General features: G+C 66.3%; 15 protein-coding genes. 5 read left to right on the top strand and 10 right to left on the bottom strand.

Annotation, left to right across the window (positions count from 1 at the left end):
• The first annotated feature begins 59 nt into the window (after positions 1-59).
• The 4 genes from kynA (at position 60) to VIR09_RS09685 (ending at position 4,683) form a co-directional block, all read left to right on the top strand.
• Positions 60-908 carry a tryptophan 2,3-dioxygenase gene (gene kynA, locus VIR09_RS09700; protein ID WP_332012665.1) on the top strand — a complete coding sequence of 283 codons (849 nt, stop codon included), beginning with the start codon at positions 60-62 and terminating at the stop codon, positions 906-908.
• A 256-nt stretch (positions 909-1,164) separates the two neighbouring features.
• Positions 1,165-1,431: a type B 50S ribosomal protein L31 gene (locus VIR09_RS09695; RefSeq protein ID WP_006218255.1), complete on the top strand. Its 267-nt coding sequence runs from the start codon at positions 1,165-1,167 to the stop codon at positions 1,429-1,431.
• A gap of 124 nt (positions 1,432-1,555) precedes the next feature.
• The gene (locus VIR09_RS09690; protein ID WP_332012664.1) at positions 1,556-3,286 is read left to right on the top strand and encodes a glycosyltransferase; all 1,731 of its coding nucleotides are present in this window, start codon (positions 1,556-1,558) and stop codon (positions 3,284-3,286) included.
• Positions 3,283-4,683: an MATE family efflux transporter gene (locus tag VIR09_RS09685; protein WP_332012663.1), complete on the top strand. Its 1,401-nt coding sequence runs from the start codon at positions 3,283-3,285 to the stop codon at positions 4,681-4,683. The genes VIR09_RS09690 and VIR09_RS09685 overlap by 4 nt, the downstream gene beginning before the upstream one ends.
• 34 nt (positions 4,684-4,717) lie before the next feature.
• Here VIR09_RS09685 and paaK read toward each other — a convergent pair whose 3' ends face one another.
• The 9 genes from paaK to paaA form a co-directional block, all read right to left on the bottom strand.
• Positions 4,718-6,031: a phenylacetate--CoA ligase PaaK gene (gene paaK, locus VIR09_RS09680; RefSeq protein ID WP_332012662.1), complete on the bottom strand. Its 1,314-nt coding sequence runs from the start codon at positions 6,029-6,031 to the stop codon at positions 4,718-4,720.
• Between the two features lie 111 nt (positions 6,032-6,142).
• Positions 6,143-6,613 (bottom strand): hydroxyphenylacetyl-CoA thioesterase PaaI, encoded by a 471-nt coding sequence (gene paaI / locus VIR09_RS09675; RefSeq protein WP_332012661.1) that lies wholly within the window; start codon positions 6,611-6,613, stop codon positions 6,143-6,145.
• A gap of 2 nt (positions 6,614-6,615) precedes the next feature.
• Positions 6,616-7,404, bottom strand: a complete 789-nt coding sequence (paaG, locus tag VIR09_RS09670) for a 2-(1,2-epoxy-1,2-dihydrophenyl)acetyl-CoA isomerase PaaG (protein ID WP_332012666.1) — start codon at positions 7,402-7,404, stop codon at positions 6,616-6,618.
• A 13-nt stretch (positions 7,405-7,417) separates the two neighbouring features.
• Positions 7,418-9,082, bottom strand: coding sequence for a phenylacetic acid degradation protein PaaN (paaN, locus tag VIR09_RS09665; protein WP_332012660.1), 1,665 nt, complete (start codon positions 9,080-9,082; stop codon positions 7,418-7,420).
• A 48-nt stretch (positions 9,083-9,130) separates the two neighbouring features.
• Entirely contained in the window at positions 9,131-10,219 is a 1,089-nt protein-coding gene (gene paaE, locus VIR09_RS09660; protein WP_332012659.1) for a 1,2-phenylacetyl-CoA epoxidase subunit PaaE, read from the bottom strand.
• Between the two features lie 13 nt (positions 10,220-10,232).
• Positions 10,233-10,739, bottom strand: a complete 507-nt coding sequence (gene paaD, locus VIR09_RS09655; RefSeq protein ID WP_332012658.1) for a 1,2-phenylacetyl-CoA epoxidase subunit PaaD — start codon at positions 10,737-10,739, stop codon at positions 10,233-10,235.
• The gene (gene paaC, locus VIR09_RS09650; RefSeq protein ID WP_332012657.1) at positions 10,736-11,500 is read right to left on the bottom strand and encodes a 1,2-phenylacetyl-CoA epoxidase subunit PaaC; all 765 of its coding nucleotides are present in this window, start codon (positions 11,498-11,500) and stop codon (positions 10,736-10,738) included. Before paaC ends, paaD begins: the two co-directional genes overlap by 4 nt.
• Before the next feature lie 15 nt (positions 11,501-11,515).
• Positions 11,516-11,800 (bottom strand): 1,2-phenylacetyl-CoA epoxidase subunit PaaB, encoded by a 285-nt coding sequence (gene paaB, locus VIR09_RS09645; RefSeq protein WP_088139234.1) that lies wholly within the window; start codon positions 11,798-11,800, stop codon positions 11,516-11,518.
• Between the two features lie 83 nt (positions 11,801-11,883).
• Positions 11,884-12,873, bottom strand: coding sequence for a 1,2-phenylacetyl-CoA epoxidase subunit PaaA (paaA, locus tag VIR09_RS09640; RefSeq protein ID WP_059379302.1), 990 nt, complete (start codon positions 12,871-12,873; stop codon positions 11,884-11,886).
• A gap of 173 nt (positions 12,874-13,046) precedes the next feature.
• Between paaA and paaX the strand changes: the two genes are divergently transcribed.
• The gene (paaX, locus tag VIR09_RS09635) at positions 13,047-13,976 is read left to right on the top strand and encodes a phenylacetic acid degradation operon negative regulatory protein PaaX (RefSeq protein WP_332012656.1); all 930 of its coding nucleotides are present in this window, start codon (positions 13,047-13,049) and stop codon (positions 13,974-13,976) included.
• Between the two features lie 22 nt (positions 13,977-13,998).
• Here paaX and VIR09_RS09630 read toward each other — a convergent pair.
• On the bottom strand, positions 13,999-14,376 hold a 378-nt coding region (locus VIR09_RS09630; RefSeq protein WP_332012655.1), incomplete at its 5' end, for an NAD(P)H-hydrate epimerase.

Raw genomic sequence — 14,376 nt, 5'->3', positions numbered from 1 at the left:
TGGCGCGCCCTGCCCGCCTCCGCGCGCCGCGCCGCGCCGCCCTGCCAAGGAGGCCGCGCATGAGCCACTCCGAACGCCCCGAAGACATCGTCCGCCAGGAAAAAGCGCAGCTGGACTTCACGCGCGACATGACCTACGGCGATTACCTGCATCTGGACGAACTGCTGGGCGCGCAGCATCCTCTGTCGCCCGAGCACAACGAGATGCTCTTCATCATCCAGCACCAGACCAGCGAACTCTGGATGAAGCTGATGTTGCACGAACTGCGCGCCGCCATCGCCAACGTGGCCGCCGACCGGCTGCAGCCCGCCTTCAAGATGCTGGCCCGCGTCAGCAAAATCATGGAACAGCTGGTCCATGCGTGGGACGTGCTGGCGACCATGACCCCGCCCGAATACTCCGCGCTGCGCCCCTATCTGGCGCGCTCCAGCGGATTCCAGAGCTACCAGTACCGCCAGGTCGAATTCCTGCTGGGCAACAAGAACGCCGCCATGCTCAAGCCGCATGCGCATCGCGATGACCTGCTGGCCCAGGTCCGCAGCGCCTATGTAGCTCCGTCGCTGTATGACGAGGCGTTGCGGCTGCTGGCCCGCCACGGCCTGGACGTGCCGGCCGACCACCTCGACCGCGACTGGACCCAGCCCTACCAGGCGTCGGCCGGGGTGGAAGCCGCCTGGCTGACGGTCTACCGCGAGCCCGACCGCTACTGGGACCTGTACCAGCTGGGGGAAAAGCTGACTGACCTGGAAGACGCGTTCCGCCTGTGGCGCTTTCGCCACGTGACCACCGTTGAACGCGTCATCGGCTTCAAGCGCGGCACCGGCGGCACGTCGGGAGTGGACTACCTGCGGCGCATGCTGGAAGTGGTGCTGTTCCCTGAGATCTGGAAGCTACGCACGGATCTTTAAACCCTAATCTGCCCCCAATTTCCAGCAAGGACGCCTCTCCCCAAGGGTCTCGTTTCCTCTTGGCCCGGCCAAAATTCCCATGCTAGAATTTGGGGTTACTTTTTGGATACGTGGCTGGAACAGTCGACGAGTATCCGGCCGCTGGGCAAAATCCGATGAACATATCGGCGGATTTACCAAGCGGGCGGGATTACCGCGCATCCTGGCTGGCGACCCTAACAACTTGCAAGGCTCGTAAGAGCCCTAGGAAAGCACCATGAAAGAAGGCATTCACCCCGAATACCGCGAAGTCGTCTTCGCCGATCTGCAAACGGGCAACAAGTTCATCACCCGTTCGACCGTGCACACGCGCGAAACCGTTGAAATCGACGGCAAGACGTACCCGCTCTTCAAGTGCGACGTGACCTCCGAATCGCATCCGTTCTACACGGGCGCCCAGACCCGCATCGTCGAAACCGGCCGCGTGGAAAAGTTCCGCGCCCGTTTCGCCCGCACTGCCGGCACGGTCAAGTCCGCTTCCTGATCCTGTCGCTCCCGCGGGAGCCGCAGCAAAAAGGCAGCCTCCGGGCTGCTTTTTTTTCTCCCCGGCAGTCCAATCATGACGCTGGGTATTAGCGCAATCAGACCACTCGGTTACATTAACGCCCGTGTCCCCACTTTCCATCTCCACTCCGGCCCGGCTCACGTCCGTGGCCACCGCGAAACTGCCCAGGCTGATTCTGCTGGGCTTGGCGCTGGCCTATATCGTGGCCGGCCTGTTCATGCGCGACCCGTGGAAAACAGATGATGCGGTGGGGCTGGCAACCATGCTCACGGCGATCCGCGAAGGCGGCATCACCTGGCTGCTGCCGCAGGTGGGACACCTGGCCCACGCCGAGGAAGGACCGCTGATCACCTGGGTGGGCGCCATCTGCGTCTGGCTGTTCGGCCCCTTCATCGGCGACATCACCGCCGGCCGCCTGCCCAATCTGCTGTGGTTCGGCATCACCGCGACCAGCGTCTGGTACGGCACCTATCTGCTGGGCCGCCGCGCCGAAGCGCAACCGCTGGCCCTGCCCTTCGGCGGCGAGCCAGAACCCCGCGACTACGGGCGCATGCTGGCCGACGCCGCCCTGCTCCTGCTGCTGGCCACGGTCGGCATCCTGCAGCGCACCCACGAAACCACCGTCGTGCCCGCCATCATGGCATGGCAGGCGCTAGCCTTCTATTCGCTGGCGCGCAGCATAGACCGGCCGTTCACCGGTAGCACCACGCTGGGCATTGCGCTGGCGGCCAGCTTTCTGACCCGCGGCTGGGTCGGCGCCATCCCCATCATGGTGGGCACGGTCTTGGCGTTCTACCCGCGCAGCCAGCTATGGAAATGCCGGCGCTGGCTGCCCTGGACCGCGCTGCTGGCCGCCCTCCTGATCCTGGCCTGGTGGATCCCTGCCAGCCATAGCAGCGAGTACTGGATCCGCAACTGGAAGATCTGGAACCTGTCGTCCTTCGCCGTGCCCTCCTGGCACGACATCGGGCGCACCCTGCGCGACCTGCCCTGGTACCTGTGGCCCACCTGGCCGCTGGCCCTGCTGGCCATCTGGCGCTGGCGCGGCTGGCTCTATGCGCCCCATATCTGGCTGCCCCTTGCCCTGTTGGTGTGCTCCGCCGCAGCGCTGTTCGGCCTGGAAGAAGCGTCTGACTCCGAATATGTGCTGCTGGCCGTGCCTTGCGCGGTGCTGGGCGCGTTTTCGCTGCCCACGCTGCGCCGCGGCGTGGTCAACACCCTGGACTGGTTCGCCGTCATGTGCTTTTCGCTGACGGCGGCCACGGTCTGGCTGGGCTGGGTCGCCCTGCACTTCCAGTGGCCGGCGCAGATTTCCCGCAACATCGCGCGCCAGACCACCGGCTACCAGCCCGAGATCTCCTGGGTGGCATTCGCGCTGGCCGTGGGTTTCACCGTGGGCTGGATCGCGCTGGTGGTGTGGCGGCTGCGAGTGCGGCCGCAAGCGTTGTGGCGCGGCACCGTGCTGTCGGCCGGTGGCCTGACTGTCACCTGGATCCTGCTGGTGCTGTTGTGGCAGCCCGCGGTGGACTACGCCCGCAGCTATCGCACCGTGTCGGGCCAGTTGGCCCAGGCTCTGGAGCAGAACCTGCGCCCCGGCGAGTGCGTGCGCGGACTAAGCCTGGGCAGCGGGCAGCGCGCCTCGTTCCTGATCTTCAATAACCTGACGTTCACGTTCGACTCCAAGTGCACGCTGGTGCTGCAGCAGACCAGCAACCAGAGCCTGCGGGACAATACCGCCGCCTACAGCGACGGCGCCGAGGTGCTGTGGCAAGGCGGCCGGCGCGCTGATCGCCAGGAAGTGTTCCGCCTGCTCAGGGTCGGCTCGCCCCGATGACGCCGGCGCCCGCCGCGCCGATGAGCTTCGGCGCCACCCTGCGCGGCATCGCCAGGCAGGCCTGGCCGGTGCTGGTCAGCCAATGGGCCGGCATCTCCTTCGGCGTGCTCGACACCGCCATGACCGGCCACTCCAGCGCCGCCGACCTGGCGGCGATGGCCTTGTCCGCATCCATCTACATCACCATCTTTGTCGGGCTGATGGGCGTGGTGCACGCCCTGATCCCCATCCTGGCCCAGCACTTCGGCGCCGGCAACAATCTTGAAGTTGGCCGCAGCTGGGGTCAAGGCGTGTGGCTGGCGCTGGGGCTGTCGGTGGCGGGCGCCGTGCTGCTGCTGTTCCCGGACATGTGGCTCTCCATGTCGGGAGAAGTCGCCCCGGGCGTGCGCGAACGCATCGGCTCGTATCTGCAGGCCCTGGTGCTGGCCCTGCCCGCGGCGCTGGTGTTCCGCACCATCTACGCGCTGGGTACCTCGGTCTCGCGCCCCAAGCTGGTCATGGCCATCAACCTGACGGCGATCGGTTTCAAGGCCTTCTTCAACTGGCTCTTCATCTACGGCAATCTTGGCCTGCCGGCCATGGGCGCCACTGGCGCCGGCCTGGCGACAGCCGTGGTGTCGTGGATGAGCCTGGGCCTGGGCCTGTGGGTCATCACCCATGACCGCTACTACCGGCGCTTCAAGCTGCATGTCGGCAAGCCCGACTGGAAGACGCTGAAGGAGCTGTTGCGCCTGGGCATCCCCATGGGCGGCTCGTATCTGGTGGAAGTGTCGGCCTTTACGTTCATGGCCCTGCTGGTGGCGCGCGAAGGCACCTTCGTGACTGGCGGCCACCAGATCATGTCCAACCTGGCCGCGCTCTGCTACATGATGCCGATGGCGCTGGGCGTGGCCACGGCCGCCCTGACCGCGCAGGCCATTGGCGCGGGCAATCTCGCACATGCGCACCGCACTGGCATGGCGGGCCTGACGCTGGGCATCCTGGGCGCGCTGCTGACTGCGGGGGTGCTGCTGGCCGGCCGGCCGCTCATCCTGGCCGCCTACACCAACAATCCCGAGGTGGCCGCCGTGGCGACCACGCTGCTGGCTGTCCTGCCCCTGTTCCACCTGTTCGATTCGATGCAGTGCATCAACTCCTACCTGCTGCGCGCCTACAAGGTGGCGGTAGTCCCCCTGCTGCTGCAGGTGGTGGCGCTGGCGGGCGTGGGACTGGTCGGCGGCTGGTGGTTCGGCTTCGGCCCGGGCCGCGGCGGTCTGGACGGGGTGCGCGCCATCCTGGTGCCGGGCTCGCCCCAGGGCGCGGGCAGCATGTGGCTGATGGCCATGGTCGGCCTGGGCCTGTCGGCCGCCCTGCTGCACTACTGGTACCGGCGCATCGTGCGCGGGACGATCAAGTAAAAAAAGCAGCCTTGCGGCTGCTTTTTTTTGGACCTTATTTCGGCCGTTTGTCGATCACGCGGCGCGCCTTGCCGGTCAGCGTGCGTTCCACGTGGCCCGAGTCCGACACCTGGATGCGGGCGCTGACGCCGATGTGCGTCTTGACCGCGTGCTGCAGCTGCTTGCCCAGGTTCGCGCGTTCCGCATCCGACAAGGTCGAGAACTCGGCGCGCAATTCGGTCAGGATTTCCAGCTCGTCCATATTACCGGTGCGCGACAGCACCAGCTGGTAGTGCGGAGCCAGCTGGGCGATCTTCAGCACCAGCTCCTCGACCTGGGTCGGGAACATGTTGACGCCACGCACGATCAGCATGTCGTCGCTGCGGCCGGTGATCTTGCCGATGCGCCGCATGCTGCGCGCGGTCGGCGGCAGCAAGCGCGTCAGATCGCGGGTGCGGTAGCGGACGATGGGCATCGCTTCCTTGGTCAGCGAGGTGAACACCAGTTCGCCCGGCTCGCCGTCGGCCACGGGTTCGCCCGTGTCGGGATTGATGATTTCCGCGTAGAAATGGTCTTCCCAGACCACCGGGCCGTCCTTGGTCTCGACGCATTCGCTGGCCACGCCCGGTCCCATCACTTCGGACAGGCCGTAGATGTCCACGGCGTCGATGCCGGCTTCGGTCTCGATATCGGCGCGCATCTGCCCGGTCCAGGGTTCCGCGCCGAAGATGCCGATGCGCAGCGAACTTTGACGCGGATCAATCCCCTGGCGACGCTGTTCCTCCAGAATATTGCAGAAGTAGGAGGGCGTGACCATGATGATGTCCGGACGGAAATCGTTGATCAGTTGCACCTGCTTTTCAGTCTGCCCGCCCGACATCGGGATGACCGTGCAGCCCAGGCGTTCCGCGCCGTAATGCGCGCCCAGGCCGCCCGTGAACAGGCCGTAGCCGTAGGCCACGTGCACCGTGTCGCCGGGCTTGCCGCCCGCCGCGCGGATGGAACGCGCCACCAGGTTGGCCCAGTTGTCCAGGTCGCCCTGGGTGTAGCCCACCACTGTCGGTTTGCCGGTAGTGCCGCTGGAGGCGTGGATGCGCGAAATGCGCTCGCGCGGCACGGCGAACATGCCGAAGGGATAGTTCTCGCGCAGTTCCTTCTTCGTGGTGAAGGGGAACTTCGAGATATCGGACAGCTGCTTCAGGTCATCGGGGTGCACGCCGGCTTCATCGAAGGCCTTCTTGTAGTGCGGCACGTTGTCGTAGGCATGCTTGAGCGACCACTTCAGCCGCTCCAGCTGCAGCGCGCGCAGCTCATCCTCGCTGGCATGCTCGATGGGGTCCAGCCCCGGCTTGCTCATGGTGTTGGACATGGTTATCTCTCTCCTGAAATTCTCTCTGCGCGGAGCCCGGTCACGCGGCGGGCGGAAGCCCTGCCCACTCGCGGCCCGGCCCGCGGCCGTATCTTTGGTTGGATGGCTGGCTCAAGCGTCCGCGGGGACGCCGACGATCTGCCCCTTGATGCGATAGGAGCGGCCGCGGAACAGCGCCACGTTGCGCCCATCCTGGTTGGTCACCGTCACGTCGTAGACGCCGGTGCGGCCGGCCAGCGAGCGTTCCTGCGCCACTGCGGTCAGCAGGTCGCCTTCGAAACCCGGGGCCAGGTAATCGATGGTGCAGCCCGACGCCACGGTGCTGACGTTGCGCGAATTGCAGGAAAAAGCAAAGGCGCTATCCGCCAGGGCGAAGATGAATCCGCCGTGGCAGGTCTTGTGGCCATTCAGCATGTCGGCGCGCACGCGCATCGTCAGGCGCGCAAAACCCGGCGCCATTTCCTCGACTTTCATATCCAGGCCCTGCGACGCCGCGTCGTCCGCGTACATCGCGGTACCGACGGCCTGCGCCAGCTCCTGGGGATCGGTCGGCACTTCGACCGCGGGAACATGTGCGTTCATTCTTATTGCCCCTTGAATTGCGGTTCGCGCTTGCCGAGGAAGGCGGCCACGCCTTCCGCATAGTCCGCGCTGCGGCCCAGTTCGCGCATCATGTCGCGCTCCAGGTCCAGCTGGGTGGACAGGTCATTGGCCAGGCTGGCCTGCATGGCCCGCTTGGTAAACGCCAGGCCCTTGGTGGGCGCCTTGGCGAAGTGCTGCGCCAAGCCTTCCAGCGCGGCGTCGAATTCCTCGTCCGCCACGCATTGCCAGATCAGGCCCCACTCTTCGGCCTGCTTGGCGCTGAGCTTGTCGCCCAGCATGGCCAGGCCCATGGCGCGGGCGCGGCCCACCAGGCGCGGCAGCACGAAGGTGCCGCCGGTGTCGGGGATCAACCCAAGACGGCAGAACGACTGGATGAACGTGGCCGAAGCCTTGGCGATGACGATGTCGCCAGCGAACGCCAGATTGGCGCCCGCGCCGGCGGCCACGCCGTTCACGCCCACCACGACCGGCATGGGCAAGGCGTTGACGCGGCGCACCAGCGGCCCGTAGAACTTGTCGACGGTCTCGCCCAGGTCGGGCGGCGTGCCGTCGGCGGCGGGCTTGCGCTCGCTCAGGTCCTGGCCGGCGCAGAAGCCGCGGCCCGCGCCGGTCAGCACCAGCACGCGCGCGCCTTCGGTCTCGACACGGGTCAGCGCATCAGCCACTTCGCCGTGCATGTTGGCCGTGAAGCTGTTCAGCTTGTCGGGACGGTTCAGCGTCAGGCGCGCGATGCCGCCCGACAGGTCGAATTGGATATCCTGGTAGCTCATGTCGGCCCCCCGTTCAGACATGACGGCGGGTTTGCACCACGCGGAAGCGGTTGGACACGAAGGCCGAGTCGGACAGCGCGGCATTGGCGGCCGGGTTGGCGCCGGTGCCGTGGAAGTCGCTGAACGCGGCGGTCTGGTTGACGAACACGGCGCCCGTCAGGTTCAACGACAGCGACACGCCCGAGACTTCGGCGGCGTCCTGCACCTGGTCGGCGACGGCGTCATTGGTGGTGTACGCCGACAACGACAGCGCGCCATGCTGGATGACGCTGTCGCGCGCCAGCTGGATGCTGTGGGCGGTGGAGTCGGTAGCCACCACGAAGGCGATCGGGCCGAACCATTCCTGGCTGATGGCGGCATTGCCGGCTTCCGTGCGCAGCAGCAGCGGCGTGCGGACGCGGGCGTTCTCGAACTGCGGATGCGTCAGCGCCTTGCTGTCGGCCACCACCGGCAGGCCCAGCGCGCGGGCCTTCTCGATGCGCTCGACAATGCCTTGGTTCTGGATCGCGCCGGTCAACTCGACGGCCTTGGCCGCATCGGCGCCGACCTTCTCGACCGCGGCGCCCAGGGCGGCGGCGACTTCATCGAAGCTGACGCGGCCTTCCGGCGTCTGGATGCCGTCGCGCGGCACGTAGATGTTCTGCGGCGCGGTGCACATCTGGCCCGAGTACAGGGCCAGCGAGAATGCCAGGTTGCGGGCCACTCCCTTCAGGTCGTCGGTGGAATCGATGATGACCTGGTTGACGCCGGCCTTCTCGGTGTAGACCAGCGCCTGGCGGGCATTGTTTTCCAGCCAGTCGCCGTTGGCGGTGCTGCCGGTGAAGTCGACGATCTTGACGGCCGGGTCCAGCGCCAACTTCTGCGCGGTGTCATCGCCGGCGGCATGCGCGGCCAGCAGCACCACGTCCGGATCGAAGCCCGCTTCCTGCAGCACTTCGCGCGCCACCTTCACGGTGATGGCCAGCGGCAGGATGGCGCCGGGGTGCGGCTTGACGATGACCGTGTTGCCGGTAGCCAGGCTGGCGAACAGGCCGGGGTAGCCGTTCCAGGTCGGGAAGGTGGAGCAGCCGATCACCAGCGCGACGCCGCGCGGCACCACGGTGAACTGCTTTTCCATGCGGATCGGATCATTCTTGCCCTGCGGCTTTTCCCAGACGGCCACGCCGGGGATGCGCGACATTTCCTGCCAGGCGTAAGTCACGGCTTCGAAGCCGCGGTCTTGCGCGTGCGGGCCGCCGGCCTGGAAGGCCATCATGAAGCCCTGGCCGGTGGTGTGCTGGACCGCGTAGGCGATCTCGAAGCTGCGCTTGTTCAGGCGGGACAGGATTTCCAACGAAACGCCCACCCAGGCGCGCGGGCCGGCGCGGCGCCAGTCTTCCAGCGCGCGCTTGGAAGCGGCGATCAGCTTGGCGGCGGGCACGCGCGGATAGGTGATGCCCAGATCGAAGCCAAAGGGCGACTGCTCGCCGCCCACGGTGCCATCGGCGTCATGCAGGTTCAGCGGGAAAGGCTTGCCTTGCAGCGCTTCAAAAGCGGCGCGGCCCTCGTCGTTGGCGGTCTCGCCATAGTTGCGGGGACTGGGCGACTCGGCGAAAGGGCTCCAGTAGCCGCGCAAGGAGGCGGCGGCCATGGCTTGTTCCAGCAGGGGCTGGTGGCGTTCGAAGAATTGTTGGGACACTGCGTCTCTCCAAATAGATGTGGTTTTTTCTGCCTGGCGCGGGCCGGGTCAGGTTTCCTGGTCGAAGTCGATGACCAGGCGGTCGCTGACCGGAAAGCTCTGGCAGCTCAGGATGAAACCGCGCGCCACTTCGTAGTCTTCCAGGGCGAAGTTGGCGTCCATGTCCACCTCGCCTTCGATGACCTTGCAGCGGCAGGTGGAACACACTCCGCCTTTGCACGAATACGGCAGTTCGATGCCTTGCGCCAGCGCCGAATCCAGCACGCTGTCTTTATTCTTTTCAATCACGAACATACGGCTGTGGCCGTCCTGCACCACGGTCACCTCGCACTGGCCCTTGCCGGGCGCCTGGCGGGCGTCCTGGCCGGTGCGCAATGCGCGCGGCCCCTTGGGCGCGCCGAACAGTTCGAACTTGATGTTCGACTTCGGAATGCCGCGGGCCTGCAGCCGCTCGACCACGCTTTCGGTCATGGTCTGCGGGCCACAGACAAAAGCGTAATCGATATCCTCGGGACTCATCCAGGCCGCCATCAGCTGGTCGACCTTGTCGCCGTCGAGGCGGCCGTTGAAGAGTTCGATGTCCTGGGTCTCGCGGCTCATGATGTAGACCAGCGAGAAGCGCTCCATGTAGAGGTTCTTCAGGTCTTCGATCTCTTCGCGGAACAGCACCGCCGACGAGGCGCGGTTGCCGAAGAACAGCGTGAACGTGCTGTCGGGCTCGGTCGACAGCGCGGTCTTGACCAGCGAGAACACGGGCGTGATGCCGCTGCCTACGGCGAACGCCACATAGTGGCGCTTGTTCCCGGGGGAAAAATCGACGGTGAAGTTGCCGGCCGGCGCCATGACTTCCAGGGTCTGGCCCGGTTGCAGCTCATGGTTGGCCCAGCTGGAAAAAACGCCCTCGTCCACCTTCTTGATCGCCACGCGCAGCAGCTTGTCGTGGGGCGCGGAACAGATCGAATAGGAGCGGCGCTGTTCCTGGCCATTCAGCTCGGTGCGCAGCGTCAGGTACTGGCCCGGCTGGAAGGCGAACTCTTGCGCCAGCGTCTCGGGCAGGTCGAAGGTCACGACCACGGCGTCGCGCGTGTTGCGCGCCACCGAGGCCACCGTCAAGGAATGGAATTGGTTCTGGCTCATTGCGAAACCGCTCTCAGTGAGTCTTGAAATAATCGAAGGGCTCGCGGCAAGACACACAGCGATACAGCGCCTTGCACGACGTGGAGCCGAAGTTGCTGACCAGGCGCGTGTCTTTCGAACCGCAGCGCGGGCAGGCGATGGCAGGGCCGGCCGCGCGCCGGCTGATGCCCGAGATGTCGACGGCGCGTTCGGCGGGCGCGGCGATGCCGTAGCCCTTGAGCGCCTCGCGTCCCTTTTCGCTCATCCAGTCGGTGGTCCAGGCCGGCGCCAGCCGTGTTTCCACGCGGACCTCGTCGATGCCGTGGCGGGCCAGCGTCTGCTGGATGTCCTGGGTGATCTCGCGCATGGCCGGACAACCGGAGTACGTGGGCGTGATGACCACGACACAGGCGTCGCCGTCCCAGGACACGTCCCGCACCACGCCCAGATCCACCACGGACAGCACGGGGATCTCCGGATCGGGAACCTCCTGCAGCCAGGTGTAGACCTGGTCGGCGGATACGGGCGCGAGCGCGTTCACCAGGTGGCTCCGGGATAGGCGCGCGGCAGGAACTGCATTTCGGCGAGCACGTAGCCCAGTTCCTCGGTGTGCCTGCCCTGGCGGCCGCCGCGGTACGCCAGATGGTTGGCGGCGGACTCGTCAGGCACGGTCAGGGTGGCTTCTTCCAGCACTTCACACACGTGGGCCAGCCAGGGCTGGCGCAAGGCCGACAGCTCGCAGCCGATGCCGCGGGCGGCGACATCATGGTCGATGGCGTCGTCGGCGAACAGTTCGCCGGTGAAGCGCCAGGCGTCGTCGATGGCCGCCTGCATCTTGGTATGGCTTTCCGCCGTGCCGTCGCCCAGGCGCACCACCATGTCCGAGGAACGGCGCACGTGATAGGTCACTTCCTTGATGGCCTTGGCCGCGATGGCGGCGACGCGTTCGTCGCCCGACTGCTCCAGCCGCTGCAGCAGGAAGTAGTGCCAGACGTCGAACAGGAACTGGCGCGCCATGGTGTCGGCGTAGTTGCCGTTGGGGCGTTCCGCCAGCAGCACGTTGTGGAACTGGTGCGCGTCGCGCAGGTAGGCCAGCGCGTCTTCGTCGCGGCCGGCGCCTTCGACTTCGCCCGCCAGCGTCAGCCACATGCGGGCCTGGCCCAGCAGGTCGAGCGCGGTATTGGTCAGCGCCAGGTCTTCTTCCAGGATCGGGCCGTGGCCGGTCCAGGCGCCCAGCCGCTGCGACAGGATGAGCGAGGAATCGCCCAGGCGCAGCAGGTATTCAAACAGAGTCTTGTCCATGTCTCCCCCGCCGTCTTACATGTGCTTGATTTCTTCGGGCATCGGGAAGAACGTCGGATGCCGGTAGACCTTGCTGTTGGCGGGCTCGAACAGCGGATCCTTGTCGCCCGGGCTGCTGGCCGCGATGTCGGAGGCGCGCACCACCCAGATGCTCAGGCCCTCGTTGCGGCGGGTGTAGACGTCGCGGGCGTGGTTGATCGCCATTTCGGCGTCGGATGCGTGCAGGCTGCCGACGTGCTTGTGCGCCAGGCCGTGCTGGCTGCGGATGAACACTTCCCACAAAGGCCAGTCTTTGCTCATGATGGATATCCTCGAATGCCGGGCGCGCGCCGCGCGCTCCGGTTTGCAATGGTGGTGAAGAAGAGTGGAGCCCGGACGCGAGTTCAGGCTGCTTTGCGCTCGGCCTGCTTGTCGGCGTAGGCGACCAGCGCATCGCGCACCCAGGCGCCGTCCTCGTGCGCCTTGACGCGCGCGGCCAGGCGTTCGCGGTTGCAGGGGCCATTGCCCTTGAGCACCGCGTAGAACTCGCTCCAGTCGATCTCGCCGAAGTCGTAATGGCCGCGCTCGGCGTTCCACTTGAGGTCGGGATCCGGCACCGTCAAGCCCAGGTACTCGGCCTGCGGCACGGTCTGGTCCACCATCTTCTGGCGCAACTCGTCGTTGGAGAAGAGCTTGATCTTCCAGGCCATGGACTGGGCGCTGTTGGGCGAATCGGCATCCGAGGGACCGAACATCATCAGCGCCGGCCACCACCAGCGGTTCAGCGAGTCCTGCACCATGGCCTTCTGCTCGGGCGTGCCGTGCAGGCACATCTGCATCAGCAGGTCGTAGCCCTGGCGCTGGTGGAAGGACTCTTCCTTACAGACGCGCACCATGGCCCGCGCATAGGGGCCGTAGGAGCAGCGGCACAGCGGGATCTGGTTGATGATGGCCGAGCCGTCGACCAGCCAGCCGATCATGCCGATGTCGGCCCAGCTGAGCGTGGGGTAATTGAAGATGCTGGAGTACTTGGCGCGGCCGGCGTGCAGGTCGTCGATCAGGTCGTCGCGCGACACGCCCAGGGTCTCGGCGGCGCTGTACAGGTAGAGGCCGTGGCCGGCTTCGTCCTGGACCTTGGCCAGCAGGATGGCCTTGCGCTTGAGCGAAGGCGCACGGGTGATCCAGTTGCCTTCGGGCAGCATGCCCACGATTTCGGAGTGCGCGTGCTGGGAAATCTGGCGCACCAGCGTCTTGCGGTAGGCATCCGGCATCCAGTCCTTGGCCTCGATGCGGACGCCGTCGTCGATCCGGCGCTGGAACGTCTGTTCCCGGCCTTCGAGCTGGTCCGCGGTCTTGACCTGCTTGACGCCGGTTTCGACGAGTTGAGCGTACATGTTTGTCTCCTTGAAGACGGTTTGCGAAAACGCAAAGCAAACGTTGCGCAGTGCCGTCATGTCATACAAGGATTATTTAATACAAAAAATTCATTGTCAAACTCAAATCTGTATCACATTGGATTTATGTATCATATTGCAGATCCCGATATCGGCCGCCCGCGCCCCCTCTAATGGCAAACCCTCAGTCGCCCCTGGACCGCTTTCTGTCACGCCTGATCAAGAACGATCCGCCGCGCGCGAAATCGCTCTGCGTCAGCCTGCTCGGCGACGCGCTGGCCCCGCATGGCGGCGCCATCTGGCTGGGCGACCTGATCGAGCTGCTGGCCCCGCTGGGCATCAATGAACGCCTGCTGCGCACCAGCGTCTTCCGCCTGGTGGCCCAGAACTGGCTGCAATCGGAACGTCACGGGCGGCGCAGCCTCTACCTGATTTCCGAGCAAGGCTTGCGCCATACCGCGCACGCCTCGCAGCGCATCTATGTCGGCCCGCCCCAGGAATGGAACGGGGAATGGACGCTGGTCGCCCTGCCGCGCACCGGCAACGGGCTGGCCGAACGCGCGGAACTGCGCCGGGAACTGGTCTGGGAGGGTTTCGGCATGATCGCGCCGGGGCTGTTCGCGCATCCGCACACCGAGGCGAGCGCCGCGCACGACATCCTGGAAAAGCTGGGCATCCCGGACCGGGCGCTGGTGCTGTCGGCCCGCGACCTGGCCGGCGCCGGCGGGCTGCCGATAGCCAGCCTGGCCTCGCAATGCTGGAACCTGGACGAGCTGGCCGAGCAGTACCGCCAGTTCTCCAAGAATTTCGGCCCGCTGGAAAAGCTGCTGGAGACCCCGCCCGCGCCCGGCGAAGCCTTCATCGTGCGGGTGATGCTGCTGCACAGCTGGCGCCGGATTGTCCTGCATGACCCCCAACTACCCGGCCCCATGCTGCCCGAGGACTGGCCGGGCCATGCCGCCCGCGAGATCTGCGGACGCATCTACTGGCAGGTATTCGACGCCTCGGAAGCGCACCTGGACGCGCTGGCCAGCCGCGACAACGAGCGCTACGCGCCACTGGCTGCGGATATCGCCGCGCGCTTCGGCGGCAAGCCCGCCTGAGCGCGCAAGCCAGTATGGCGGGTCAGCCCGCCGGGGCTAGGACCACGCCCAGCGTCTCCACTTCCGATATGCCGCAGGCGTCGCGTCCCGGACCCGGGCGCTCCAGCCCCCTCGCCCGGCCGATGAATGACAGGGTCCAGCGTGCCCGCATCGGACGGCCCAGGGCCTCGCCGCTATCCGCGTCTATGCCGCTGGGCACGTCCAGCGCCAGTACCGGTACGTTCCAGGCGTTGACCGTGTCCACCAGCGCCTGCCAGTCGGCGCCCAGCGGACGGTTCAAGCCTATGCCGAACAGGCCGTCGATGACCAGCCCCGGCACGAAGCCAGGCTCCAGCTCGGACCAGGTTTCGCCGCCGGCCGCCAGCCAGCCGGCATGGGCGCGGGCGGCATCGGCGGGCAG

The organism is Achromobacter sp., from assembly GCF_036567245.1.
Lineage (GTDB): Bacteria > Pseudomonadota > Gammaproteobacteria > Burkholderiales > Burkholderiaceae_B > Achromobacter.
The sequence above is the reverse complement of the archived record's forward strand: the minus strand, read 5'-3'. Positions and strand labels throughout refer to the sequence as shown.

Coding starts and splice junctions, on each gene's coding strand:
- paaB (WP_088139234.1), bottom strand. CDS start 11,800: ATGAGCAAAGACTGGCCTTTGTGGGAAGTGTTCATCCGCAGCCAGCAC.
- VIR09_RS09685 (WP_332012663.1), top strand. CDS start 3,283: ATGACGCCGGCGCCCGCCGCGCCGATGAGCTTCGGCGCCACCCTGCGC.
- paaG (WP_332012666.1), bottom strand. CDS start 7,404: ATGAGCTACCAGGATATCCAATTCGACCTGTCGGGCGGCATCGCGCGC.
- paaK (WP_332012662.1), bottom strand. CDS start 6,031: ATGTCCAACACCATGAGCAAGCCGGGGCTGGACCCCATCGAGCATGCC.
- paaA (WP_059379302.1), bottom strand. CDS start 12,873: ATGTACGCTCAACTCGTCGAAACCGGCGTCAAGCAGGTCAAGACCGCG.
- paaC (WP_332012657.1), bottom strand. CDS start 11,500: ATGGACAAGACTCTGTTTGAATACCTGCTGCGCCTGGGCGATTCCTCG.
- paaX (WP_332012656.1), top strand. CDS start 13,047: ATGGCAAACCCTCAGTCGCCCCTGGACCGCTTTCTGTCACGCCTGATC.
- paaI (WP_332012661.1), bottom strand. CDS start 6,613: ATGAACGCACATGTTCCCGCGGTCGAAGTGCCGACCGATCCCCAGGAG.
- paaE (WP_332012659.1), bottom strand. CDS start 10,219: ATGAGCCAGAACCAATTCCATTCCTTGACGGTGGCCTCGGTGGCGCGC.
- kynA (WP_332012665.1), top strand. CDS start 60: ATGAGCCACTCCGAACGCCCCGAAGACATCGTCCGCCAGGAAAAAGCG.
- VIR09_RS09695 (WP_006218255.1), top strand. CDS start 1,165: ATGAAAGAAGGCATTCACCCCGAATACCGCGAAGTCGTCTTCGCCGAT.